Source organism: Paenibacillus terrisolis, assembly GCF_056171975.1.
This window is the reverse complement of the sequence record NZ_JBKFGG010000053.1, coordinates 1-26,249: the sequence shown is the minus strand read 5'-3', so window position 1 is coordinate 26,249 and position 26,249 is coordinate 1. Positions and strand designations below refer to the sequence as shown.

The following is a 26,249-nucleotide window of genomic DNA, read 5'->3' as shown; positions in this document are numbered from 1 at the left end:
TATCGGTCTCCTTTTTTATGCAAAAAGTAATAGATTTTTTGCAGGAAGTAGTATTCAAATTATTGCTACCGCTGTAATATAAAAGGTAATGAATTTAGTACTTTATTACTATTTTTAGAGAGCGTGGATGGATGATGAACGGAGCGCTGGGAATTCACAGAAAAAACGTGCTGATGTTGAGGCTGCTCGCCGGCTTCTACTGCATTTCGCTGTTGGTAAATGTGATCATTGATAAGAGCTATCATGTGATTTATCCGCCTTTTGGCCTATTGATGGGGCTTGTGGTTTTGATTTTAGTCGTGAGCCGGCTAAAACCGGAGCTTACGATGTTTGTTATGATCGTATCGTTATGTACTTTTATTTTTGCGCTAAATTTGACTTATCCGTTTTTGGTAAACTTCATTTTTCTGGGGCTTGTCCCTTTGTTCAGTCTGCTGTATCTCGACATACGGGCGGTTTTGTTGTCCGGCGTGCTCTATCTCGTAAGCGCTACATATTTGTTTTTTTTCCTGCATGAAAAGATTTTTGCGGGTGTGCTGTACAGCGATATTGTTTATATCTTGATATTCGGATTGTTTTCGATGGTGTTTTCTTTATTTTTTACCCGTTATACCTGGGGGATGTGGAACAAAGCGAACCAAGGCAGATTGCAGCTGAACAGCATTCTGGAGAATGTTGATATCGCCACTTGGACCTTTGAATTCAGCTCTATGCGGCTCAACGTTTCGGAGGGGATTGCCAAGATTACCGGTCTGCCGCCGGACCAGTTTTTTGGAGATAGCCGGGCATTGAAGGAGATGGTAATTCCTGAGGATGCGCCGCTGGTACAACATGCTCAAGAGGAAATGATTTTAAGACGAAAAAGTGTGACGTTCGAGTGCCAAATTCGGCGATACGATGGGGAACTGCGTTGGATTCAGAGCCGTGGAACCCCTTATTCCGACGAACTGAATCATCTGCTTCGGCTGGAGGGGGTCATCATTGATATCACGGAACGCAAGCAATTGGAGAAACAGGTGGAATATTTGGCTTATCACGATGATCTGACGGGTCTGCCGAACCGGACCTTGTTTAATAGAAAATTCAACGATTATATTGATGAGGGAAACGACCGGCTGGCGATTATGTTTATCGACCTCGACAACTTCAAGGATGTTAACGACGAATTCGGCCACAGCGCGGGCGATTATCTGCTTAAGGAAATTGCGGACAGGCTGATGGGACTCATCCGTGAGAGCGATATGGTGTGCCGCCTTGGAGGCGATGAGTTTCTAATTCTGCTCAAAGACAGCGACGAGAAATTGGCTTCGATCGTGGCCGAGCGTATTATCGCCAGCCTTTCGGAAGCCATCGTTTACCAACAACGGCAGATCGTTACCTCCCCCAGCATCGGCATTTGTCTTTCCCGATCCGGGCAGTCATGTGATTTGGACAAGCTGATCTCCGAGGCTGATCAGGCGATGTATGAGGCGAAACGCGAAGGAAGAAACCGGTATTACGTCAGCACTTCGTTCGCGTCCAATGCCCATTGATGAATAAGCTGTCCGAGGCAAACCCAAAGAAGCCTTCTTTTTGAAATGGACGCTGAACGATCCGTTTCATTAAAGGGAGGCTTCATTTATTGAATTTATTAGCGATACGGATTTTTGGGATGTCCGCTTATATATCTCAGCCAGTCTCGGCTTGCTCGAAGCATTTCTTTCAGCAACGGTTTCTTGACGGCATAATAAGGTTTCAGCTCACCGCCCCAGTCGGCTTTTGATTCGGAGACCGAAGCGATGTTGGCTCCCGTAAAGTCAAAGCTCTTTACCCCGGCGGCGGCAAGATCCTCAAATTCGGATATCTGCAGCAGCTGCACGACGCCGCTGGATAAATGGGCCGTTTTTGTGCCGGCTACCCAGCCGACGGCATGGTTTGGCTGCAGCAGCAGCGAAATGTTGGAACTGACCGGCTCATTATCTTTTGAATAGCAGACATAACAGCGAAAAACGTTGTCCCCCATAATTTCTCTCGCCAGCTCCAGATCCTTGACGCTAAGCCGATGGTTGAAGCCCTGCCTTTTCTCCGTTTCAATTAAGCACTGATAAACGTGCTCCATATTGTCCGTTTTTTCGACATGGTATCCTTCGGCCGATGCTTTTCTGATTTTATTGCGTATGGCTTTGCTGGCCAGTTCGATGGAATAAGGAAAGTGGACATAGTATGTATATTTGACATCCATCTTGAACCCGCGCCATAGGAACGGGCGGATATCCGAAATGTCGGGAGGCAGATGGAGCACGACGGGACCCTTAATTTGAAGCAGCCGATCGATCATCAGGTTGGCGACATCGTGCCATTGTTTATTGGCCTTGAAAGCTTTGTTGGTCGGAGTTGTAAATAAAGCAATCGGATGATAAGGAATCAAGGGCGGAAGAAAAAATCTCCCGCGGCGGTCCGTAAAAAACAGGCTTTCTCCGTAAACTTCCGTATGAGGGACTTCAAACCGGGTGTTCTCCACCTGACATTTCCATCTGAGACGATTGAACTTTGCCCACCTGGCAAGCGTAGTTTGTTCCATAATCTCTTAAATTTGGAGCTCCCTTCTTTGATCCGAACTGGAAATAATTTCAGCGGCAATCGCCCGCCGGCCCAGACGTTCCATGACGACTTTTGCGTCCTTCGAGGCGGCATTGGACAAAAGGATCTGCAGTTGACCGGCAGGGTCGAGGCCGATATAATCGGTCTCCCGCAGGCATTCGTCGACCCGGTGAAGAAGCGCGTTGTTCTGAACGATATGTTCCGGCAAAGACAATAAGGTGAAATTTACTCCGAATTTTTTCTTGGCTTGCTCTCTGGAACGAATAACCGCGGTAAAAATATCCGCTTTGAGAACGGGGGTTCCTTCCAGATAATGCTCGCCTTGACTCAAATACAGGCTGCGGATGTTCCGGGATACGGACGATGCCAGGAGCTCGTTCTGAATATGCTCCTCGTTGAACTTTGGCTGGCTGGACGCTGCCGATCCCGTAACCATAACGGCGCCGGATGCGGAACGTATAAACCACTCGTATGTTTTTTTCAGGCCCTCTTCGAAGGAAAATGCAGGCTCCCATCCGAGCTTTGTCCGGAGCAGGGAGTTATCAAGCACCGATCGAAAAATATCGCCGGGGCGGGGCTCTTTTCGAGCTACACCGGCCAGCGTATGAAATCCCTCCAAAATACGGACAAGCTCATTCACGGAGTTCTCCGTACCGGTCGAAAGATTCATAATTCCCGACTCGTTCGATAGGCTGGCCAAGTAAATGGCCTCCGCGATATCCTCGACGTAGATGAAATCCCGGGTTTGTTCCCCGCTTCCGTAGATATGCAGCTCTTGCCCGTTGCGAACCCGATTCATAAAGGCGGAAATAACGCCGCCTTCGCCGATCGATCCCTGGCGCGGCCCGTAAACGTTGGCAAATCGGAAGCAGAGGGTGTTCAGCCCGTATAATTCATGCCATTTGCCGCAATAATATTCGCCCAGCAGTTTGTTGATTCCATAGGGGGAAATAGGGCGGCATGGCAGTGTTTCCGAGAGAGGTATTTCTTCGGCGGCTCCGTATACCGCGGCGGAAGAAGCGAAAATAAACCTCTTTACTCCGTGTTTGGCCGAGAGCTGCAGGATATTGGTCAATCCGAGGATGTTGGATTTGGTGTCTGCATAAGGATTTTCCATGGAAGTAACGATGTTGATTTGTGCGGCAAGATGAACGACTACGTCAATTTTATGCTGGGCGAAGACGGAGTCGACAGCTTCGCTCTCCACATCGATGATATAAGAAGTGTGCTGGTTATTGATGTTTTTGACGTTACCAGAAGACATGTTGTCGATAACGATAACCTCGTGGCCTTCCCGATAGAACTTCTCCGACACGAACGAACCGATGAATCCGTAACCTCCGGTGATCAGAACCTTCATAATTTCACCCCTTATATCAGAAAACTTGCCGATAAGATGTTAAAATTATCATATATCGCCGGAAAAATAATGTAAACCTAAATTGAGCCTTATTTACTGGGCGATGCGACTCTATTAAACTTGAACCAGTCAAGACCGGCCCGGGCAATTTCTTTCAAGACGGGAATTCTGACCTGATAACAAGGAACCAGTTCTCCTCCCCAGTTCGATTTGGATCTCGCAACGGACGGCAGGTTGGCGCCAACCAGATCGATGGTTTGGACGCCGATGGCGGACAAGTCCTGAAAGGCGTAATGCTGGGAATGCTGAACGACGCCGTAGGTTAAATGCTCCGGTTTGCTTCCGGCCACCCAACCAAAGGCCCAATGATCGTTTATCACAATGATCGTGCTGGCGCTTACCGGCTCGCCTTCTTTGCTGTAGCATACGTAGCAGCGGAAATTGTCCGGCCCCAGCATACGCTTGGCCATTTCCATGTCTTCTACGGAAAGGTGATGGCTGAATCCTTTGCGCTCCTCCGTTCCAAGCAGGCAAGGGTACACTTCGTTCATATCCTGAGTCAACCGGGAGTAGTAACCTGCTGCGGAAGCCTTCTTGATCTTGCTGCGGATTTCCGTGCCGGCTTCTTCAAGCGCATACGGCAGTTTCAAATGATAGGTATATTTGACGTTCACCTTGAAGCCCTTCCACTGGAATGGGCGGACATCCGTAATATCCGGAGGGAGACAAAAACTGGCCGTTCCTCCGGCCTTCTTCAGTTCTTGAATGAGCAACTCTGCGCCCTGATGCCACTGTCTGTTGATCCGGTAAGGCTTGTCTGTGGGTGTAGGGTGAAAAACGGTAGGATGAAAAGGATTAAGCGGAGGAAGAACCAGCTTGCCGTGTTTATTGTAAAAAAACAAACTTTCAACATACGCATTCGAATTAGGAAGCTGGAACTTTAGTACCTTGGCCTCGCAGTCCCATTTGATCCGGTTGAACTCCGCCCATTGTTCCAGGGTGACCCGGTTTTTCATATAATCCGCCATATGTAGCCCCCTTAGATAGCCAAGCTTCCAATATATTCAAACTTCATTATCAATATAGCAGAGGTTTATCAATAAGTCACCAGCGTTTCCGGGACGGATTCGTATTGTGTTCCTATTTTTTCGTTGATATATTTTAGTCATATATTACTAGAGACGGAGGATGCATGTGTCCAAAAGAGTATTGTTTTGCGCGACGGTGATCTCTCATTTAAGGGCATTTCATATCCCTTATTTCCAATGGTTCCGGGAGCAGGGATGGGAAGTCCATGCTGCCGCTCATGGAACGGAGACGATTCCGTATGTGGACAAGCAGTTCGATATCCCCATTCAGCGTTCCCCGATCCGGGCGGATAACCTGAAGGCGTATCGGGAGCTAAAAAACATCATCGACTCGAATCACTACGACATCATCCATTGCCACACCCCGATGGGGGGAGCTTTAGCTCGCTTAGCCGCCCGGAAAGCAAGGAAACGCGGCACCAGAGTGATCTATACCGCCCATGGATTTCATTTTTTCGCAGGAGCGTCGCTTGCGAACTGGCTGCTTTATTATCCGGCGGAAAAGCTGCTCTCCCGGTATACGGATTGCCTGATCACCATCAATCTGGAGGACTACGAACGGGCATTGAACCGCCGTTTTCGGGCAAAGAAGCTGATGTATGCACACGGAGTAGGCATCGATTTCGACAGGTTCCGGCCGGTGTCCGATGAACGGAAACGGCAGCTTAGAGCGGAGTATCAAATCGGGGAAGAGCATTTCATCCTGATCTATGCGGCCGAACTCAATTACGGCAAAAACCAGACAATGTTGTTTGAGGTCGTCAAGCAATTGTGGGAGAGAATTCCCGAATTGCGGTTGCTGCTGGCGGGGAGAGGAGAACTGGAGGAGCGATACAAACGGCAGGTCGCGGAGATGGGGCTGGCTGATCGTGTGACGTTTCTAGGGTATCGCGCGGATATGGAAAATATTTTTGCGCTTTCTGACGTTGGGGTATCGGTGAGCAATAGAGAAGGCCTGCCCGTAAATGTCATGGAGGCGATTGCTTCTGGCTTGCCTTTTGTGGCTACCGATGTCCGGGGGAATCGGGACCTCGTTCAGGAGGGCGTTCATGGCTTTCTCGTCGGCTTGGATGACGCCGAAGGCTTTGCCGAGAGGATTTGGGAGCTTTATCGCGATCCGTCCCTGCGCGCGCATCTTCGCAGCCATCGCGATCGTTTGACCGAGCTTTATTCCATAAATCGAGTGCTACAGGAAGTGGTGCCTGCTTATTTGGATCAGGAGGATGTCCCCGCAGCAATGGGAGCCGCGACACCCCCCCGCAAATAAAAACCACATGCGTTGAAATTGTCGAGAAAATGTACGATTCTCACGGGGAGTTTTGTCAAATTATCAAAAATTCTAGTAAATAGAATTGAAACTAGTTTACGCTCTGACGGGCGGTATGCTATTATTTATTCGTAGATTGATAATTTCATAGACCTGTTATGTCGAATAAAGGCAAACCGCGTGAAAATGCGGGACGCAAAACTAAAGGGGCTTCGCGAGCGATCGCATGCCAGCCAGTTTCCTGCTTTCAGGTTCTGTACGATGGAACCTTCGACTTTGGTTGAGAGGTTCTTTTTGTTTGTACACAACTCTAGTAATTTTGTTGCAATAAGTGATTCTATTGATTCGTGTTTGGCAAAAGTGAGAAGTGTTTCTGGCAGAAGCGAAGCGTTCGCCTTTGTGACCGGATTTCCACCCCGTTTGAATCTGGTAAATCATGAAATCCGGGGAATAACAGCGATCGAAAGAAATATTTCTCACGGCTGCCTATGAAACACGAATCGTTTGAGAACGATGTCAATCAACCAGAATGCCTACTCCTCAATTGAATACGAAAACCGCGAAAAGGCAAACCGCGCGAAAGCGCGGGACGCAAAACTAAAGGGGCTTCGTGAGCGATCACATGCCAGCCAGTTCCCGAAAGTTTTCAGGATATGAGATGGGAAGATCCTGAATGATCGGGAAGCTTTCCATTTTTTTATCCCTTGGATACGAGGAGTGTTTCTCATGGCAAACCGATATTTTAAGAGATTTTTATTATCCGGACTTATCGTCATGCTAAGCTTGTTTTTCAGTTTGTCCGAATTTGCCGGTCCGGCGACCGTGGAGGCAGCAGGCGGCGTGATCAACGTGAAGGATCAAGGCGCCAAAGGCGACGGGCGTTCGGATGATACGGCGGCCGTGCAGCAAGCCTTGGACAAGGCCGCTGGGAGCGGTTCGACCGTTTATTTTCCGGCCGGCACTTACCTGGTTAATCCGGAGAAAACGCTGATTGTCGAAAGCGGCACGAAGATTAGCGGCGATGGGACAAGCTCCGTCATTCAGGCAAACAAGAATAAATTCGGTTGGGAAATGATGCGGGCAACCGGACACGATATAGAAATTGGCGGCATTGAGCTGGACGGCAATATGGCCGTGAACCGCGTGTTGACGATTGGCGGCGGCAGCGCGAACGTTGAGATAAGCGGCAGCGTGGTAGAGAACGCCACGCATAGCAAGGACCCTAATAGCGATTACTATACGGGCGTTGTTTCGGGCATCGTGATTTACGGCAATACGAACCATATCGTGGTTGATCACACAGAGATCGGCCATGTCCAGGCGGTGAATCTAACTTCGGGCAGCTTGGTTGCAAGAGGAATATACGTGACGACGACATGGGGCTCGAATGAGAATGCGGCCAAGGACGTTGAAATCACCAATTCCCGCATTCATGACATCGGACCTGCGGATGACGGAGACGGCATCTATTACGAAGACCCCAGCCTCGATCAGGGGCGAGGGGAGGAAACGGGCAGTTTGATCGCCGGAAACACTTTTGATCATACCGCCAAACGGGCCGTTAAGCTCTATGCCGAAGGAATTACGGTAAAGGACAATCATATTACCAATTCGTATTTGAAGAATAACTTCTATGCCGGCAAAGAGAAGGGAGAGCTCGCACCGGACATGTTTGCGGGAATCAGCGTATACGGCTCGAACAATACGATCGAGGGCAATACGATCGACGGGCTCGGCAGCTATTACGCCGCGATTGAAGTCAGTTCCTGGCAGACGGTTACCAACGTCACCTTGAATGACAATACGATCAAGATGGGAGCGGGCAGCCTGACCGCAGGAACGACGGCCATCCGGCTCGGCAACACGAAGAACTTCAACATTGCCGGCAACAAGATCGATAATGCGGAGAAAGGGATCTGGACCTGGCAAAACGCCGAGAAAGGCTCGATCGAACGCAATGTGATTCAATCGACAAAGGGTGGAATCGAACTCGCGACCTACCTGGAGAACTGCACGCAGAAGGATATTGTGCTCCGCAGTAATACGGTGAAAGGCAAAGAGTTCAACATTCAGCTCGCCAAGTCCAATATTAACGTAGAAGTTATCAGTTAAATAAACGAATATTAAAAGCCCTTGGGCCGGTAAGCCGGCCAAGGGCTTTTTTTGTATTTCTTGTGACGAGCCGGGTATATGAAATTGCAAAAAGTAAAAAGAGAGTACCATACTTTCTATTTTGTGTTAATATATTGGTGTCAACAGTGACTTTTTTCCTAGACGACATAGTTCGATTGTGCTAACGCGTTTTGCGCGGAATTTTGGAGTGAATTGCAAAGTATTGCCTAAGCGTGTCGAGATTCCATAGTTGGGGTGAATTGCGGTTGGAGATCAACTATTTGTTTAAAACAGTGAGAAGGCATTTTATTGCTTTTCTGATTACGCTTCTGGTTTGCGAGGGGGGCGTTTTTTTGGTTAACGAATTCGTCCAGCCCAGTTACCAAGCCAAAGCAAGCATGGTAGCCACGATTTCCTCCTCGGAATCGGGAATTTACAACGAATTTTTGGCCAGCCAAATGTTGACCAAAACGTATGAGGATGCCATTCAAAGCCGTTATATCGCCAACGATGCGATGAAGAAATTGGGTACGTCGGAATCGGCCTTTGATTTGCTCCAAAAAATTGAGGTTAGAACGGACCCCGGAACTTTGGTGGTCGTGCTGTACGCTACGGATGACAATCCCAAGGACGCCGTTGCGATTGCCAATGCGTTTGCGGAAACGTTTATCGAAAAATCGAAGGAGATCGTACCCAACGCCAACGTAATGGCACTGGATTACGCCAATCTGGAGGATGCCTCCATTCCGGTAAGCCCGAAGAAAATGTTTAACTACGCCATCGGGGGGTTCATCGGCATTTTTGCGGCATTAATTGTCACGCTGATTTTGGAGAAGAGAAAGCCAAGCCGAAAAAGGAATTCCCGCAGAAGAATGGAACGGGACCAGGTTTTGATCGATTAAACGTGTCGTAGACGCACAAAGGGGGAGAGATCATGATTCGTTTTGCCGTTGTCGGATGCGGCCATATCGCAAGCAAACACTTCGAAGCGATCGGGCTGGCGGAGCAGGCTGAACTTGCGGCCATTTGCGATAACAATGAAGCCAGGTTGGCGGTTTTAGAGGCGGAGCTGAATGTGCCGGCCTTTTCGAATATGACCGATATGCTTGAGCGGGTACCCCAAATCGATGTGGTTTGCATTTGCACGCCAAGCGGTCTTCACGCCGATTTGGCCGCCTCCGCCGCAAACGCGGGCAAGCATCTGATCATCGAAAAGCCGATGGCGCTCACGCTGGAGGACGCGGACCGGATCATGGAAGCCGCGGCCCGGAACGGGATCAAAGCGGCGGTTGTACATCCGAACCGCTATCGTCCCGCGATCCGCAGGCTGCATGAGGAACTGAGGCGGGGAACCTTCGGCAAAATCGGCCATGTGAACGCCACGGTCCGGTGGAATCGTGGTCAAACCTATTACGACCAGGCTCCCTGGCGGGGGATGAAAGCGATGGACGGCGGGGTGTTGATGAATCAAGCGATTCACAGTCTGGACCTGCTGATTTGGCTGTTTGGTCCCGTGGAGAATGTGAAAGCGCTGGTGGATACCCGGATCCGCAGGATGGAGGCGGAAGATACGGCTGTTGCTGCGCTCCGGTTTTCAAGCGGAGTGCTTGGCATCTTTGAAGCCTGTACCACCGTGTATGAGCAAAATTTGGAGGAAACGATTTCCGTGTTCGGCGAGAACGGATATGCCGTCATTGGCGGCAGAACGGCCAACTGGGTCAAAGCCTGGAAAAACGCCTCGATGTCGGATGAAGAGAGCTTGGAACTCATTTCCGGGATCGAGCGTGATCCGTTTGGGGTTCCCGGACATCGGTGCATGGTTGAAGACATGATTGGGGCAATTCTGGAGGACCGGGAGCCCGCCGTTACGCTGGAGGACGGGCGGAACGCGGTTAAGCTGGCCGTCGATTTGGTTCGGGACGGGAGCCTGAACAAAGACTGTGAAAGGATCGGAGGAACGCTATGAGCGGAAATATTTTCAAAACTCAAGATCTCGGTACAGCATTGATCGATAAATTACATAACAAGACGGCAGTAATCGGTGTCATTGGTTTGGGATATGTAGGTTTGCCGCTGGCGGTAGAGAAAGCGAAAGCAGGCTACCATGTCATCGGCTTTGATGTTCAGGAACAAAAAGTGGAGATGGTCAACCGCGGCTACAACTACATCGGGGATGTCGTTGACGAGGATTTGCGGATTATGGTGGAAACCGGTCAGCTTCAGGCTACCTCCGATTACTCATTTATTATGAATGTGGACACGGTTGCGATTTGCGTGCCCACCCCGCTGGATACTTACCAGCAGCCGGACACCAGCTACGTGGAGAACTCCACGCGGGAAGTCGCCAAATTTCTGCATCCGGGAATGCTGATCGTCCTGGAAAGCACGACTTATCCGGGAACGACGGAAGAATTGCTGAAGCCGATTCTGGAGTCGACGGGTCTGGTCTGCGGGGAGGACTTCTTTCTGGCCTATTCTCCGGAAAGGATTGATCCCGGAAACAAATCGTTCAACACGAAAAATACGCCTAAAGTTGTGGGCGGCGTTACGGAAACCTGCTCCCGCGTTGCCGCCGAGCTGTACGGGCAAGTTCTCGACGGAGAGGTGCATGTCGTTTCCAGCCCGGCGGTGGCCGAGATGGAAAAAATCTATGAAAATACGTTTCGTCATATCAATATTGCGCTGGCCAACGAAATGGCTATTTTATGCAATCGCATGGGGATCAATTTATGGGAGGTCATCGAAGCGGCCAAGACGAAGCCGTACGGATTTATGGCTTTCTATCCGGGTCCGGGGCTAGGCGGCCACTGTATTCCGATCGATCCGTTCTATTTAACCTGGAAGGCAAGGGAGTACAACTATCATACCCGGCTCATCGAGCTGGCCGGAGAGATCAATAATGCGATGCCGGAATTCGTCGTCCAAAAAATCGGCGAGATTCTGAATGTGAGCCGGAAGCCGATTCACGGTTCAACCGTTTATTTGCTTGGAGTCGCCTATAAGCGCGACATCGACGATTACCGGGAGTCTCCGGTGCTCAAAATGATTGAACTGCTGGAAGAACGCGGGGCTACGGTTTGGGTCAGCGATCCGTATATTCCGACTTTTAAATATCAGGGGAAGTTTTACGAGTGCGTCGAACTGACGCAAGAACGGATCGAAGCGGCGGACATTACCGTCATCGCCACCGACCATTCCGATTTCGATTACGGCATGATCGGCCGGGCAAGCCGCAGCCTTTTCGATACGCGTAACGCGATGAGTCCGTTTGCCAAACCGGAGAACTATCATCTGTTATAACGGGGAGCCGTGAATCGTATGAGTTATTTTGCACATCCGTCTGCAGTTATTGACGAAGGAGCAAGCATTGGCGAAGGCACAAAAGTCTGGCACTTTTCGCACGTCTCTTCGAAATCGGAGATCGGCTCGGATTGCAGTCTGGGGCAGAACGTGTATGTAGCGCCCAACGTGAAGATCGGAAACGGGGTCAAAATCCAGAATAACGTATCGGTTTATGAAGGGGTCGTGTTGGAAGATTACGTTTTTTGCGGCCCGAGCATGGTATTTACCAATGTGCGCACGCCCAGGTCCGCGTTTCCGCGCAACACGAGCGAGGATTACAAGCCGACCCTGGTTAAACGCGGGGCTTCGATTGGCGCCAACGCTACCGTCGTCTGCGGGATAACGATCGGGGAATGGGCTTTTGTCGCCGCCGGGGCGGTCGCTAACCGGGACGTCCCCGCATATGCGATGGTCGCAGGCGTGCCGGCGCGGACGCTTGGCTGGGTTTGCGAATGCGGAAATTCACTCGCGTTCCGCGGTCAAAAAGCGGTCTGCCCGCACTGCGGCCGGGAATACGAACGTAGCCAAGAAACCGTATGGAAAACGAAGGAGGCGTAGACCATGGCCAAAATCAGCAAAGCGATTGTTCGGAATCAAATCCCCGTGCTGGATCTCAGCAGCGAAGTCAATGCTTTAAAGCCGCAGCTGATGAGCGTCATCGAGGAAGTGCTCGACCGGGGCGCCTTCATTATGGGGCTAAATGTAAAAACTTTCGAGAGCGAAGTGGCGGAATATTTAGGCGTACGGCATGCCGTAGCGCTGAATTCCGGAACGGACGCGCTGGTCATCGCCCTTCTGGCCGCCGGAATCGGCGAAGGCGACGAGGTCATTACCACACCGTTCACCTTCTTCGCGACGGCGGAGGCCATCAGCCAGGTAGGAGCCGTTCCGGTATTCGTGGATATTGAACCTCATACCTATAACATGGACCCGCTTCTGCTGGAAGCCGCGCTGACTCCAAGAACGAAAGCGGTGATCCCCGTCCACTTGTTCGGTCAGACCATGGATATGGACCCGCTTCTGAACCTTGCCGAGAAACGAAATCTTGTGGTTATCGAAGACGTGGCCCAGGCTTTCGGCAGCGAGTATCAAGGCCGGAAGGCAGGAACCCTCGGCGACGTGGGGTGCTTCTCCTTTTTCCCGACCAAGAATCTCGGCGCTTACGGCGACGGAGGAATGCTCGTCACGGATAACCCGGAGCTGGCGGAGAAGGCCGCAATGCTTCGCGCCCACGGCTCCAAAAAGAAATACCACAACGAATTCATCGGATTCAATTCCCGGCTGGATGAGCTGCAGGCCGCTGTCCTGAGAGTGAAGCTGCCCCATATCGACGAATGGAACGAGGGACGCCGCCTGGCTGCAGGCCGCTATCGGGAACTGCTGGGCGATCTCGGCGGAATCATGCTGCCTGTGGAGGAATCCTACTCAAAGCATGTATATCATCAATATACGCTTCGCGTTTTAAACGGAAAAAGAGACGAGCTGAAAGCCAAGCTGGAAGAGGAAGGCATCGGCACGATGGTCTATTACCCTTTGCCCGTCCATAAGCTTCCGGTCTATCAGTCTATTGAGGCGAGCATGCCTATCGCGGAAACAATGTCGCATGAGGTGCTTTCCCTACCGATTTGGCCGCAAATCGAGGCTTCCGCGCAGCAGCGCATTGCCGAAACGATTCGAAAAAATCTGTAACGGCCTGGGAATAACGGATGCTGAAACAACTTAAAAAGCTGACACTGGACGGTTTCTTTCGGAATGTCATCGTATTGGCCAGCGGCACCTTCATCAGTCAGATCATTATTTTGATCACGCTGCCGATCATCACTCGTCTCTACAACCCTTCTGAATATGGCGTATATTCCATGTACACCTCGATCATTTCTATTATGCTCATGCTTACCTCCTTCTCCTATGAGTTTGCGATCACGCTGCCGGAGGAGGATCGGGTGGCGAACAGCTTGCTTAACCTCTGCCTTAGAATCTGCGTCGCTGTCAGCATAGTGGGCGGCATCGGAGTTTACTTTTTGGCTCATCCTTTGTCGGTTTGGACGAACGAAGCGGATATCAAGCAATATTTTGCCTTTTTCATCATCAGCTTGTTTTTCGGCGGATTCTATCAAATTCTAAGCGCCTGGTCGGTCCGCAAAAAATATTTCAGGCAGTTGTCGCGCACCAAATTATCGCAAAGCCTCTCGCTGGTTTCCTCGCAGCTCGTTTTCAGCGGGATACTGAAAGGCCCATTGGGCCTTATCCTTGGGGATGTCTTCGGCCGGTTTGGCGGCCTGATCCCCCAGTGGAGAATCTGGCGCCGCGATATAAATAAGCAGGGCATTAAGGCGACTTGGCCCGAGATCAAAGACAGCGCCTATCGGTATCGGCGGTTTCCGCAGTTTTCGATGGCGTCCAATATGCTGAACAGCATGAGCATCTACCTGCCGACGATTTTGCTTGCCGCTTTCTACGGGCCGCAGGTGGCTGGACTGTTCGCTTTGGGCCAGCGGATTTTAGGCTCCCCGATGACGCTGATTACCTCGTCCGTCATGAACGTGTATTTGTCCGAATCGTCCGAGTACGCGCTTTACGCTCCGCATAAGCTTTATCCGTTGTTTAAGAAAACGGTCCGGAATATTTTCGTTGTTGGTTTGCTGATCGTGCTGGTCATGGTGTTTATCGCTCCTTCCACCTTTTCTTTTTTGTTCGGACCGGAGTGGGGAAAGTCAGGGCAGTTCGTTCGGCTGCTGGGGGTCATGTACTTGAGCCAGTTTGTGGCCAACTCGGTCGGCACGACGATCGACGTGATGGAGCGCCAGGATTTGCATCTTTACCGGGAAATCTCCCGGGTGGTCATTGTGCTGAGCGCCCTGCTGCTGGCCAAATATTCCGGGCAAAACGCCAACGGCGCGGTAATGTGGTTCAGTTTGGCTTCCACGCTGGGGTACGTCATTCATTTAGGCATGTCCTGGACGGCCATCAAAAAATATCGTCATCTTTCCAATAATCCCGAACTGGAAAGAGAGGGATGAACATGTTAATGATACGCAGCCCGTTGTCCCGGGTTTCCGAACGCGAATATATCGTTAAGGTGATTGTAGGCGAGTTTCTGGGGATTCCTTATTCCCTGGAATTCGAAACACGCTCCGACACTGAAATTACGCTGCCTGAGGCCGGAGACGGGAAGATTAATCTTGCCGATGTTTTGCTAGGAAAAGAGAATGCGGAATGGCTGAGCGCCGCTTCTTTACCGGGAACGCCCCTGCCCCGGATGACGGCGCCGGGAATAGGCGAGATCCCCGTCATTTACGGGTTGCCCGATGAGAGAGGATCTTACTTGGGCGACGATGGCGGCACAGCGGAGATTCGCTGCGGGCTTGACTTATTCGGCAGTTGCTTCTTCATGCTGACGCGGTACGAGGAACTGGTTATTCCGGAGAAAGACCGGCATAACCGGTTTCCGGCGGAGCAGTCGCTCGCTTACCGGGAAGGATTCCTGGATTATCCGATCGTGAATGTATATACCGAACTGCTTTGGGAACTGATGGCGCGGCTGTGGCCCGGACTTTCCAGGAAGCTGCGTGACGGTCGCAAAGTAATCAGCCACGACGTGGACTTTCCTTATTTTGCAGGGCGACGGAGCCGGTTTGGCATCGCTAAAGAAAGCTTGGGCGACATGCTTAAACGGCGGCAATTCGAAAGCGGGATAAAGAAAGCCCGAATGCTCGGAGCGGGAAAAAAACGGCTGGAGAAAGATCCGTTCAATACGTTCGAATGGCTGATGGACCTGGCAGAGCAGGAGGGAATCCGCAGCAGCTTTTACTTCATCACGGAACAGACCGAACCGGGCATCGACGGGAATTATGCGATGCAAGATCCGGAAATTCGCAAACTGATGCGCCGCATTCATGAACGGGGCCACGAGATCGGTCTTCATCCCAGCTACCATACCTATCTGTCCCCATCCGGGATTAAATATCAGTTTGAGGTGCTGCTTAGAGAAGCGGAGGCAGCCGGAATCCGGCAACAAGAATGGGGCGGCCGTCAGCATTATTTGAGATGGAGGGCGCCGGAAACATGGCAGTATTGGGATGAGGCCGGGCTAAGCTACGACAGTACGCTTGGATATTCGACCGTCCCGGGGTTTCGTTCCGGCGTCTGCTACGAGTATCCGGTGTTTAATCTATTGACTCGGCAGATGTTGAAGCTCCGCGAACGCCCTCTGATCGTGATGGAGCAGACCATTGTGAATCTGGAATATGGCGGAATGCAGGGCGAGAAAGCGTTTGGGGCGATTGCGCGTTATTACGGTGAATGCGCGAAGTACGGAGGCGATTTTACTTTGCTGTGGCACAACAGCCATCTCGTTCTTTCGTCCGAACGCAAGCTTTTCAGCTGGTGCATGCAGCGCTTGAAATAAACCGCATAAGAAGGTGTGTACATGAAGATCGCTTATCTGATTCATTGGAACGACGGACCGGACAGCGGTGTTTTTAAAAAAGTAATCGCCCAGATGACGGAATGGATCAGGCTTGGCCATGAGGCCGGACTTTACCTGTTTACGAAGCAATGGAATCCGGAATGGGATAACCGGCTCCAAGAGAAAGGGATCCGCCTGGAAATCAAAACCTACCGCGCAGGGTTTCGGAGATATTCGGATTTCCGTGAATTGATCGGCCGGGTTGAACGGTGGCGGCCAGACGCCGTCTATCACCGTTTCGATCTCTATTATTTCGGGCTGCCAAGGCTGCTGCGCAAGCTCCCCTCGATTCTGGAGATCAATTCGAACGATCTGGCCGAGATGCGGATCGGGAGCCGATCAAGATACATGTACCATTTGCTGACCCGGGGTAAAGTGCTCCGCGCGGCGTCGGGATTCGTATTCGTCAGCGCCGAAATGGCCGAGGAAGCGCATTTCCGGCGGTATGTGAAATCAAAATCCGTCATCGGCAACGGTTTTGCGCTGGCCAATGTGTCTCCGGCTCCGGCTGCAGCGGGGGAAGCGGCGCGCTTCTTGTTCATGGGGACTCCGGATCAGTCCTGGCACGGGGTTGACGCCATTGTCGCTTTGGCCGAGATCCATAAGGATTGGCAGTTTGATATGGTGGGAGTCCGGTTGACGGAAGTTGCCGTTCCCGAGAATATGGTGTTCCACGGCAAAATGACCCAGGACGAATACGAGCCGCTTTTATTTCAGGCGGATGTTGCCCTGGGGACTATGGCTTTGTACCGCAAACAGATGGGGGAAGCCTCCCCTCTGAAGGTACGTGAATACCTGGCGTACGGCATTCCTGTCATCATCGGGTATAAGGATACGGATTTTCCGGATTCCGTCCCCTATATTCTCGAGATCCCCAATGAACCGGGCAACACCGTAACGGCCTTGAGGGATATTGAGGAATTCGTTAATCGCTGGAGGGGAAAACGGGTGGAGCGAAGCGAGGTTGCCCATCTGGATACGGTGGTGAAGGAACAGTCCCGGCTGAATTACATGCAGCATATCGTAGCGAAAGGCGCGGGAGGCGATTATATACGGCGGCTCGCGGCGGAAGGTGGGACCGGTGAGTAGCGCGATGATCTTGTCGTTATTGCTGGCCTTGGTCATCGCGGTATTTACGTTCCAGTACGTGGTGCATAGGAGACTTAAAATCAATGCCGCGTTTATCGTGGGCTTCTGTCTCTATTTCGATATGTTCGGGTACTTCTACAAACGGGTCATTCCGGGGAACGCCTTGCTGCTGCTGGTTGCGGTACCCTTGATTCCCGCATGCTTTGCCTGGTTCGACAAAGAAAAAAAGGCCAGAGAATTACTTCGAAACAGCGGGATATGGCTATGGTTCATCGTGTTGGTTTACGCGGTTGCGTCCCTGTCCTGGGCGCCCTACGGTACCGCGGGCATGTCCAAAATGTTTGTGTTATTGGCGCATGCGGTGATCCCCGGAATATACGCTTACGTCTTGTATAAGAAAAACGGCACCTTTTCATGGACGATCATGGCGCTGTTCGGACTTGCGTATGCAATCGTGCATCTCGCTTTCGGTGAGTACACGAGCGAGTATCCGGGACGATTGCTGCTTCCGGGCAGCAACCCGATCTTTAACGCGAGAATGTCGCTGGCTACAATCACAATCTGCCTGTGGGGGCGCAAAATTCCCTGGTGGCTCCGCATCGTCACGATTGCGGTAGCCGGCGTCTCCGCTTTTGCGACAGAATCCCGGGGTCCTCTCGCCGCTTTTGCCGTCGCCAATGTGCTGATAGCGGCTTTTGAACTGTACAAGAAACATAAGAGAGGCGAATTGCGGAACATCGTACAGACAGCGATTGTCCTGATCGTGTTGCTGGCGGGAGGAACGATGGTCGCATCGCAGTATGTTACGGAGATGGAGGGCTGGGTTGACGGCAGCCGGTTTATGGTATTCTTTGACGGCGATCAGCTGCAGGGAGACGCCAATTACATCGGGCGCATCGATTTGCAGAGGAAGGCTCTGGAGAAATGGAGCGAGCATCCTTTCTTCGGAGGTGGACTTGGCAGCGTGACCTCGCCGATCGCCAGGGATTTTCCGCATAATGTCCTCATTGAGGTCGCCAGCGAGTTTGGCGTCGTGGGACTTCTTTTATGGACGTTTGCCTATCTGTTTTCGCTTTGGTCGGCCAGAAAACATCCGGTCCTTCTGGTCCTTCTCATCCAGACGCTCGGAACCGCTTTGATCAGCGGGGATTTTGGCTTCAATTTCGAGTATATGCTGATCGCCTTCTTTGCGTTGGCGCTGAAGCCTCCATATGTGGAGAAAGAGGTGGTGGAAAAATATGAACCGCATTCTGTTTCTTATTACAGGCCTTAACTATGCCGGCGCCGAAAATCAGCTTGTGCAATTGTGTCGTGGATTTCGGAAAAGAGGATATCAAATCGAGGTGGTGAGTATGCTCGAGCCGGCCGCCTACCTGGAAGAATTAAGAGAGATGGAAGTTGAGGTGCGTTCGCTGGGGATGAAAAAAGGGGTGCCCGACCCGCGGGCCATCCTGCGCCTTAGAGGACAGATCGCCCGCTTCCGGCCCGATGTCGTGCACAGCCATTTGGTCCACGCCAATTTGCTGGCCAGGATCACCCGCGTATTTGTGAGGATGCCCCTGCTTGTCTGCACCGCTCATAATATGATTGAGGGAGGACAGCTTAGGGAACTGCTGTACCGGGTAACGGATCCTCTATGCGATTTGACGACCAACGTAAGCCAAATGGCGGTTGATCGTTATCGTGAAAGGAGAATCGTTCCGGATCGCAAGCTGAAGTTTGTTCCGAACGGGATCGATGTCAGCCGGTTCGGACGTTGCCGGACCGTTGAAAGCCGGATTCGGAAGGAACTTGACCTGAGGGAAGATACCTTTATCTGGTTTGCCGCCGGCCGGTTTTTCCCCGAAAAGGACTACGGCAACATGATTTCCGCTTTTGCCAAGGTGGCGCAGCGGAATGCCGACACTATTCTGCTGATTGCCGGAGCGGGGCCGGAGCGGGATACAATGGAAGCGTTCAGCCGGTCGTTAAGGCTCGAAGACCGGATCAGGTTCCTTGGCATCCGCCAGGATGTTCCGCAAATCATGGGTGAAGCCGACGCCTACCTGATGTCATCGAAATGGGAGGGCATGCCGATCGTGCTTTTGGAGGCTTCCGCAAGCAGCTTGCCGATTGTCGCCACCGATGTCGGGGGCAATAAGGAAGTGGTTCGGGAAGGACTGTCCGGCTTTCTGGCCCGTTCGGGCGACAGCGAGCATCTCAGCGAGCGAATGATCGAGCTTATGTCCCTGCCTCGTTCCCAGCGGGAATCGATGGGAGCCGCGGGCCGCGAGTTTGTCAAACGGCAATACGATATGGACCATGTCATTGGCCAATGGCAGGCCATTTATGAACAAAGGGCTGAGTCGCAGGAGGCGGGAGCGTGATTAAGCTAATTCGGTTAAGCGGCTCAAAAGTCGTCGTGTTGGTGCTCGACTGCTTGTTTATCTATGCCAGCTATTTGCTGGCGTACAACCTCAAATTCAGGGGCGATATCCCGCCCGGTGAGTGGCAATCCTTTTTCTCCTACGTCCCTTGGCTGGGATTATGCACGGCCATTACATACTATTTTTTTAACCTGTACGATTTTGCCGGCCGCCAGCGGCCCTCGAAATGGCTCTATAATCTGATACTGGCCCATCTCATTTTCGTCGTGGAACTTATTTTCATCAATTATTGGCTAAAAACCTTTTCACTGCCGCGCAGTGTGGTTGTCATTGCTTTCCTGATACAGGTCCTGCTGACGTTTTCTCTTCGGATGCTGCTTTTTTTCGTTCTGACGAAAGGCATCGGCAAGAAGCGGGCTCTGTTGGTCGTAAACGGCCATTCCTCTTCGGTGTCGACGCTGGAGAAGTTGCTTGATCATGGACGGATTTGGTTCGATGTTCAGAGGGTGCTTGTGGCCGGGGAAGATCCTCGGGACAACGAGGAAGTTTCCTGGGAGGGGATTGACGTGCTGGTGCTGGGGCAGGGAATTCCCGCGGCGGTCAAGACGGAGCTCATCCGGTCGGCCGGCCAGCGTAATATCGAGGTGTTGCTGATCCCCGATTTTTACGAGCTGTACCTGATGAAAGCGGAGCTTCAGCAAATCGACGACCTGCTCGTCTATTCCATGATGCCGCCCGAGCTTACGATCTGGGAGCGGCTGGTCAAACGCTGCATAGATATCGTTCTTTCCTCGTTGATGCTGCTCGCGGCTTCTCCGGTCATGCTGCTGATGCTGTTCCTGATTCCGGCAACCTCACGAGGCAAGGCGATGTTTGTGCAGGAGCGGGTAGGTCTCCATGAAAAAGGCTTTCGCCTGCTGAAATTCCGCAGCATGGTCGATAATGCCGAGAAGCACACCGGCCCTATTCTCGCCAGCGCGGAGGACGCGCGGATTACCCGGCTCGGCAAGTTCATCCGGGCGACCCGAATCGATGAGCTGCCGCAGCTGATCAACGTTATCCGCGGCGATATGAGCCTGGTGGGTCCAAGGCCGGAAAGGGCCTTTTTCGTGGATCAATTCAAAGAGGAGCTGCCTCATTATACCTACCGGCTCATGGTGAAGCCGGGCTTAACGGGCCTTGCCCAGGTGATGGCGAACTACACAACGACTCCGTCGGATAAACTGCGCTACGATATGATGTATATCAAGAACTATTCGCCGGTGCTGGATTTGAAAATCCTGTTCCAGACCCTGGTGGTCGTGCTGAAACGGACTCAATCCAAAGGGATCGAAGTCACGGCTTCGCACACCGGGCTTCAAACCAACGTCGAGAAGTATCTGCAAAACGTTCCCCTGGAAATCGCAGTGATGAAAGAGTCGCGATAGACGTCAAAAAAGAGAATGGCAGCCTCGGGCAGCCTTTGTCCGCCGCTTGTGATGAATGGGCTATGTACGTTGAACAAAAGAAAAGTAATCGGGCAAGAGTGTGAAATGTTCTGGCAGAAACGGTAGTGGTCGCCTTTGTGACCGGATTTCTACAACATCTGAATTTATAAATTCAAGAAATCCGGGAACAACAGCGATCGAAAGAATATTTCACACGGCTGCCTTGATACGTTCAATCAAGTGTTCAACTTCATTCGTTTGCATTTATCGCAAGCGGCTTCAAAGGCGGCGTAAACCCGGGTTTGCGCCATTCTCTTTTTTTGTCTACTCGACTAATAATTGACGGGATAATTCCTTCCATTGCTTCATGTCGGGAATCCAGTAGTAGAGCTCGGATCTGACGAGCGGATCGAAGTCTTTTCCGCTTTGGCCCGGAACCTGCACATATGTAAGCTGATCCTCATCCATGTCTTTCGCCATCCAGGCGAGGCTGACCATGTCGCCGTCTTTCAAATTGGTATCCAGGATATCCTTCCTAACCTGAGTGATCAGAGAGGGAAGGTTTTTCAGGTTTTGCGGCTGAATGACCGTGCGGACGATCTGCTTGAGCACCAGCGCCTGATTGGCCTGCCTTCCGGAGTCCCCTCCCGGAAGCGATTTGCGCTCGCGGACCAAATCCAGAGCTTCTGCTCCGTTCAAATGCAGGTCGCCGGCCTGCAGCGTCGTGTGGGCGTAAGTCAGCTTGACGGGATGATCGAGATGTACGTCAAGTCCGCCGATCGTATCGATAAAATGCTCAAAGCCTTCGAAGTTGGTTTTCACGTAGTAGTTAATAGTACAGGAGCAGAAGTTGCTGACCGCCTGGATGGAGGCCTCCGTCCCTGAATGGCTGTTGCCCTTCAATTCGCCAAGGACATGGGCGTGATTAATTTTGGTGTACCCGACGCCAGAGAGGTAAACCCGGGTATCTCGGGGGATGGAAACCAGGTTGACGCGGTTTTTGTCCGGGTTGACGTGGGCCAGCATAATCACGTCCGTTCGGGACGCTTCATTGTCGCGGGCGTCAGTTCCGAGGATCAGAACGTTAAAATCGGTCTGTTTTTTGGTTTCTTCCGTTTCGGCTTCGCTTGGCTCAGGGGGATCTTTCGCAGCCTCAGAATCCGGATTCACGGATGGAGCAACGTTTGCGGCGGCCGGATCAGGCGTAGCCAACACGGGAATATCCGCGTTTTGGAAATGCCGCGAAGGCTCCAGCTTCCAATAGGCGTAAAAACCGGCTCCGAGAAGAAGCAGCGCAGCTGCGCTTAAATAAATATATCTTTTTCGAATTTTCATCTATTTGGAAAGCCCCCTTAAGTCCTATCAGAACCTCGATTTCCCAAACTTATAGTGCTTATGTACGGTTTGGCTATGTCTGAATTGTAACTTATGTCACAGAAGGCCGCAATCCTAAGATCCGCTAGGTCAGCATGGCAGATAGCGCCGTGCCGTCCCATTGGCGTACGAATTCGGTGAATTTGTCGCAAGGCAAGGGTTGGCTGAAAAAATAACCTTGAAATTGATCGCACTCCAGCTCGGTCAAATACTTCAATTCATCCGGCGATTCGATGCCTTCGGCCACGACCTTCAGCTCCATATGATGCCCGAGTTCGATGACGGCCCGGACGATGGAGGACTTTTTCGCGTCGCTCACCAGGCCTTGAATGAAAGAGCGGTCCAGCTTCATTTCGCTGATGGGCAGGCGTTCAAGCTGGCTCAAGGAAGAGTAACCCGTGCCGAAATCGTCCATGGAAATATGGATGCCCATGCGGCGGAGATCCTCCATAACCTGAACGCCGTACTCGAGGTTTCGAATGATTGTGCCCTCGGTGATTTCGAGAATGACATACTTCGGATCAAGCCGGGTTTCTTTCAGCACCCGGGTGATCATCGGAATGAGGCTGCTTTGATAAAAATGCTTCGCGGAAATATTGACGGCAACCGGAAATTTGGGCAAGCCCTGGCGCTGCCACGCTTTATTTTGACGGCAAGCTTCCTGAAGCACCCACTCGTCGATGTCGAGAATGATGCCGGAATTTTCGGCGAGCGGAATGAATTTCGTCGGCGATACGATGCCGTACTCCGGATGGTTCCAGCGGATCAGCGCTTCGGTGCCGATAACCTCGCCGGAAACGGCGTCGATCTTCGGCTGATAATGCAGGGTGAACTGCCCCTCATTCAGCGCGTTTTTCAATTCGTTTTCCAGCTGCATTTCTTCCGTGCGTTCGTTTTCGATCATACTGTCGTAGAAATGATAAATTCCGTCTCCCTGTTCCTTGGCGACATACATAGCGATGTCCGCATTCCGCATGATGTGGTCCATGCTCCCTCCATCGTAAGGGAACACGCTGATGCCTAAGCTGAGGGATATGTATAACGGCCGCCCGTTGGCTTCAAAAGGTTCGTCCAGCGAGCGGCAAATTTCCTGCGCCGTTTTTTGGACGTCGGCCGTGTTTTCAAAATGAAGGATAAACAGAAACTCATCGCCGCTGATCCGAAACACCTTGCATTGCTCGGTAACCAACCGGGAGAAACGTTCGGCGACTTTTTGCAGCAATTGATCCCCGGTCGAATGGCCCAGCGTGTCGTTGACTTGTTTGAAGCGGTTCAGGTCTCCGAAAAGAACGGCGAAAGAATGCGCTTTTGCCCGGTTGTCAAGACCAAGGGACTTTGTGTACTCCGAGAAATGAAGCCGGTTGGGAAGCCCGGTTAGTCCGTCGTAATAGGCCAGTGTATGCAGCTTTTGCTCGGACTTTTGCAGTTGAGTCGTTTGCTCCAGCAGAATTTGGTTGTTTTTGACCGAGTCCCGAAACAGGTCGAGAAGATGGTTGGAGATGTAACGGAAATTGTCGGCCAGCTTCCGAATTTCGTAAATCCGGCTTTCGGGCCATTTGGCGGCGGGCACATCCTGCAGATTTCCCGATAAATCCGTCGTGATGGTCATCAGCTGGTTCAAGCCGCGGACAAGGCGGCGGTTGATGATTTGACCGATGGCGGCGGCGCACAGGACAAGCAGCAGAAGATATACGAATTGCGGCGCCGAAGAACGGGCGCTCCAGTCTGTCGCCAGAATGTAAATCAGAAAAGGAATTTCAATGACAGCAAACATCATATGGAACAGGACTTCGCTCAGACGGATGGGATCCTGCTGCTCCGCTCCACGTCCGAGAAAGCGTTTTGGCGCGTATCTCCAGAGGATGTCGGCGACGAGCGCGGCAAACATGCCTTTGGCGGCCCAGATGGTGATGATATATCCCAATTGGTTGGTTAATTCGTGGTGGTTGGAATAGGAAGAGAGGAGCAGAAGGGGGACGCCAAACACAGCCCAGAACAGGACATCCGCGTGAAAAAGCCGGCCCCGCTTGGTCCATCGGAGCGTGATCCCTACTACGATAACTTCTAGCAGGGAGAGAGTTTCCAGATATGGAGTTTTCCACAAGATAACGGATAAAGCATATACCGCCGTAGCGGCCGGAATTCCGTATGCGGTTCCAAAACTGCGCAGCATGAACAGCAGTACTATATTCGTGAAGGACAGTGAAATACCGAATATAAGATGAAACTTATGAGACTCACTGATGAGAGCAAGGGCAAGACCGGCCATATACAGCAAGGCCATCGTCGCCAAATATCTCCTTGACTTCATTCCGAAGGTCCCTCCTATAGTGTAAACTGGGTTTATTTGGGGAGGAGATACACCGGGTATTTCTTACAATTCATTCTACACGGCGACAGCATTTTCCTTTATTTTTGACAAGGGGAGTATAAGTTGAGCTTATTGCTTGGTTGCCTCTCGCTTCAATTTCAACTTAGATAAATATTCATATATAATTTGTCTTATTACTCACAGAGGATGATCGCACAATGGCAATCAGGAAGTTTTTGCAATTGGTGGAGATCCGGACAAAGACGGCCAGCATGATCCCGCTTCTGTTCGGAACGGTGTACGCGTTGTACCGGTTTCACGATTTTCACCTCGGGCATTTTGGACTTATGCTGGTTTCGCTTCTCAGCTTCGATATGGCCACTACGGCCATCAACAACTATTACGATTACAAAAAAGCGGCTCGAAAACACGGCTACGGCTATGAAATCCACAATCCGATCGTTCAGTTCGGCATGAATCCGCGGGCGGTTTTGGCCCTCATCGGCACCTTGCTTGCGCTTGCGGTCGTTTGCGGCATTTTCCTCTTTCTGCATACCGGTCTTTTGGTGCTCCTGCTGGGAATTTTGTCGTTCGCTGTAGGAATTTTGTATTCATTTGGTCCAATTCCGATTTCCCGGATGCCGCTTGGCGAAGTTTTCTCCGGTTTGTTCATGGGATTTGTCATTATCTTCATGTCGGCGTATATCGAGGCTGGAGATAAACTCGCTTCCCTGTCATTTCAGGGTGGAACGGTTACCTTGCAAATCGAGCTCGCCGAGACCCTGCTGGTCTTTCTCATCGCGATTCCGGCGATCCTCGGCATTGCGAATATCATGCTGGCGAACAATATATGCGATATCGAAGAGGATATCGAGAACAGAAGATACACGCTCCCCGTCTACATCGGCAGACCCCGTGCGCTGGTGTTGTTCAAAGTCTTGTATTACGCCTCTTATGCCGATCTCATCGTCCTTGGATGGCTTAAGGTGAACCCGCTTATTCTTCTGTTGGTGTTGTGCACTCTGATTCCTGTGAGAAAGAACAATCGGCGCTTCTATGAACAGCCGACGAAGCAGCACACCTTTAAACTGGTGGTGCAAAATTTCATCCTCACCAGCACCGCCCGGATCATCGCTTTGGCGCTTGCGGCTTGGCTTGCGGCCTAGTTCAGCGTCAACTCATAATAGACTCTTCACACCACTTTCTAACGATGGAACCACACGAACTGGAAATTCTCCTGTTAATTGGCCCCTTATTGAATCTGGACGAACACGAACTGGAAATCCTCCAGCTAAATCATCGATTTAGGCCGGAGACTACCTCGTTTGCCGAAATTAGTGAGAGCCTTTCCAGTTAAATCGCCGTAAATCCTCCTTTTGCTTAAATTAGTTAAGATGAACGAAAGGCAGCCCCTGTTCGCACACCGTAGGTTAAAATGGAAGTGATAGACCACCATTTCAGAGCT

General features: G+C 51.4%; 20 protein-coding genes and 2 riboswitches. Of the genes, 15 read left to right on the top strand and 5 right to left on the bottom strand.

The window, feature by feature from the left end:
- Window positions 1–131: 131 nt before the first annotated feature.
- Window positions 132–1,532 carry a diguanylate cyclase domain-containing protein gene (locus ACI48K_RS25045; protein ID WP_475030354.1) on the top strand — a complete coding sequence of 467 codons (1,401 nt, stop codon included), beginning with the start codon at window positions 132–134 and terminating at the stop codon, window positions 1,530–1,532.
- A 98-nt stretch (window positions 1,533–1,630) separates the two neighbouring features.
- On the opposite strand, the gene ACI48K_RS25040 is transcribed toward ACI48K_RS25045, so the two are convergent.
- From ACI48K_RS25040 to ACI48K_RS25030, 3 genes are all read right to left on the bottom strand, one after another.
- Window positions 1,631–2,500, bottom strand: coding sequence for a GNAT family N-acetyltransferase (locus ACI48K_RS25040; RefSeq protein ID WP_475030353.1), 870 nt, complete (start codon window positions 2,498–2,500; stop codon window positions 1,631–1,633).
- A 66-nt stretch (window positions 2,501–2,566) separates the two neighbouring features.
- Window positions 2,567–3,940: an NAD-dependent epimerase/dehydratase family protein gene (locus ACI48K_RS25035; protein ID WP_475030352.1), complete on the bottom strand. Its 1,374-nt coding sequence runs from the start codon at window positions 3,938–3,940 to the stop codon at window positions 2,567–2,569.
- An 89-nt stretch (window positions 3,941–4,029) separates the two neighbouring features.
- Window positions 4,030–4,968 (bottom strand): GNAT family N-acetyltransferase, encoded by a 939-nt coding sequence (locus tag ACI48K_RS25030; RefSeq protein ID WP_475030351.1) that lies wholly within the window; start codon window positions 4,966–4,968, stop codon window positions 4,030–4,032.
- Between the two features lie 166 nt (window positions 4,969–5,134).
- On the opposite strand from ACI48K_RS25030, the gene ACI48K_RS25025 reads away from it, so the two are divergent.
- The 13 genes from ACI48K_RS25025 (at window position 5,135) to ACI48K_RS24965 (ending at window position 21,099) form a co-directional block, all read left to right on the top strand.
- Window positions 5,135–6,295 carry a glycosyltransferase family 4 protein gene (locus tag ACI48K_RS25025; RefSeq protein ID WP_475030350.1) on the top strand — a complete coding sequence of 387 codons (1,161 nt, stop codon included), beginning with the start codon at window positions 5,135–5,137 and terminating at the stop codon, window positions 6,293–6,295.
- Window positions 6,296–6,455: 160 nt separating this feature from the next.
- Window positions 6,456–6,540, top strand: a riboswitch (cyclic di-GMP riboswitch).
- Window positions 6,541–6,851: 311 nt separating this feature from the next.
- Window positions 6,852–6,936, top strand: a riboswitch (cyclic di-GMP riboswitch).
- Window positions 6,937–7,021: 85 nt separating this feature from the next.
- On the top strand, window positions 7,022–8,407 hold the full coding sequence (locus tag ACI48K_RS25020) for a glycosyl hydrolase family 28-related protein (RefSeq protein WP_475030349.1): 1,386 nt from the start codon (window positions 7,022–7,024) through the stop codon (window positions 8,405–8,407).
- Window positions 8,408–8,688: 281 nt separating this feature from the next.
- The gene (locus ACI48K_RS25015) at window positions 8,689–9,309 is read left to right on the top strand and encodes a YveK family protein (protein WP_475030348.1); all 621 of its coding nucleotides are present in this window, start codon (window positions 8,689–8,691) and stop codon (window positions 9,307–9,309) included.
- Between the two features lie 32 nt (window positions 9,310–9,341).
- Window positions 9,342–10,373, top strand: a complete 1,032-nt coding sequence (locus ACI48K_RS25010; RefSeq protein WP_475030347.1) for a Gfo/Idh/MocA family protein — start codon at window positions 9,342–9,344, stop codon at window positions 10,371–10,373.
- Complete coding sequence (locus ACI48K_RS25005; protein WP_475030346.1) at window positions 10,370–11,707, top strand: nucleotide sugar dehydrogenase; 1,338 nt, start codon at window positions 10,370–10,372, stop codon at window positions 11,705–11,707. Before ACI48K_RS25010 ends, ACI48K_RS25005 begins: the two co-directional genes overlap by 4 nt.
- Window positions 11,708–11,725: 18 nt before the next feature.
- Window positions 11,726–12,307: an acyltransferase gene (locus tag ACI48K_RS25000; RefSeq protein ID WP_475030345.1), complete on the top strand. Its 582-nt coding sequence runs from the start codon at window positions 11,726–11,728 to the stop codon at window positions 12,305–12,307.
- A 3-nt stretch (window positions 12,308–12,310) separates the two neighbouring features.
- Window positions 12,311–13,438 (top strand): DegT/DnrJ/EryC1/StrS family aminotransferase, encoded by a 1,128-nt coding sequence (locus ACI48K_RS24995; protein ID WP_475030344.1) that lies wholly within the window; start codon window positions 12,311–12,313, stop codon window positions 13,436–13,438.
- A gap of 17 nt (window positions 13,439–13,455) precedes the next feature.
- Window positions 13,456–14,769 (top strand): lipopolysaccharide biosynthesis protein, encoded by a 1,314-nt coding sequence (locus tag ACI48K_RS24990; protein ID WP_475030343.1) that lies wholly within the window; start codon window positions 13,456–13,458, stop codon window positions 14,767–14,769.
- Between the two features lie 2 nt (window positions 14,770–14,771).
- Window positions 14,772–16,157 carry a polysaccharide deacetylase family protein gene (locus tag ACI48K_RS24985; protein WP_475030342.1) on the top strand — a complete coding sequence of 462 codons (1,386 nt, stop codon included), beginning with the start codon at window positions 14,772–14,774 and terminating at the stop codon, window positions 16,155–16,157.
- A gap of 21 nt (window positions 16,158–16,178) precedes the next feature.
- Window positions 16,179–17,306, top strand: coding sequence for a glycosyltransferase (locus tag ACI48K_RS24980; RefSeq protein WP_475030341.1), 1,128 nt, complete (start codon window positions 16,179–16,181; stop codon window positions 17,304–17,306).
- Entirely contained in the window at window positions 17,299–18,579 is a 1,281-nt protein-coding gene (locus tag ACI48K_RS24975) for an O-antigen ligase family protein (protein WP_475030340.1), read from the top strand. The genes ACI48K_RS24980 and ACI48K_RS24975 overlap by 8 nt, the downstream gene beginning before the upstream one ends.
- The gene (locus ACI48K_RS24970) at window positions 18,545–19,672 is read left to right on the top strand and encodes a glycosyltransferase (protein WP_475030339.1); all 1,128 of its coding nucleotides are present in this window, start codon (window positions 18,545–18,547) and stop codon (window positions 19,670–19,672) included. The genes ACI48K_RS24975 and ACI48K_RS24970 overlap by 35 nt, the downstream gene beginning before the upstream one ends.
- Window positions 19,669–21,099, top strand: coding sequence for a sugar transferase (locus tag ACI48K_RS24965; RefSeq protein ID WP_475030338.1), 1,431 nt, complete (start codon window positions 19,669–19,671; stop codon window positions 21,097–21,099). The genes ACI48K_RS24970 and ACI48K_RS24965 overlap by 4 nt, the downstream gene beginning before the upstream one ends.
- A gap of 324 nt (window positions 21,100–21,423) precedes the next feature.
- Here the strand turns inward: ACI48K_RS24965 and ACI48K_RS24960 are convergent, their stop codons facing one another.
- Both ACI48K_RS24960 and ACI48K_RS24955 read right to left on the bottom strand, forming a co-directional pair.
- Window positions 21,424–22,434 (bottom strand): LCP family protein, encoded by a 1,011-nt coding sequence (locus ACI48K_RS24960; protein WP_475030337.1) that lies wholly within the window; start codon window positions 22,432–22,434, stop codon window positions 21,424–21,426.
- Window positions 22,435–22,558: 124 nt separating this feature from the next.
- Entirely contained in the window at window positions 22,559–24,784 is a 2,226-nt protein-coding gene (locus tag ACI48K_RS24955; RefSeq protein WP_475030336.1) for a putative bifunctional diguanylate cyclase/phosphodiesterase, read from the bottom strand.
- Between the two features lie 218 nt (window positions 24,785–25,002).
- Between ACI48K_RS24955 and ACI48K_RS24950 the strand changes: the two genes are divergently transcribed.
- The gene (locus tag ACI48K_RS24950) at window positions 25,003–25,950 is read left to right on the top strand and encodes a 1,4-dihydroxy-2-naphthoate polyprenyltransferase (RefSeq protein WP_475030335.1); all 948 of its coding nucleotides are present in this window, start codon (window positions 25,003–25,005) and stop codon (window positions 25,948–25,950) included.
- Window positions 25,951–26,249: the final 299 nt, after the last annotated feature.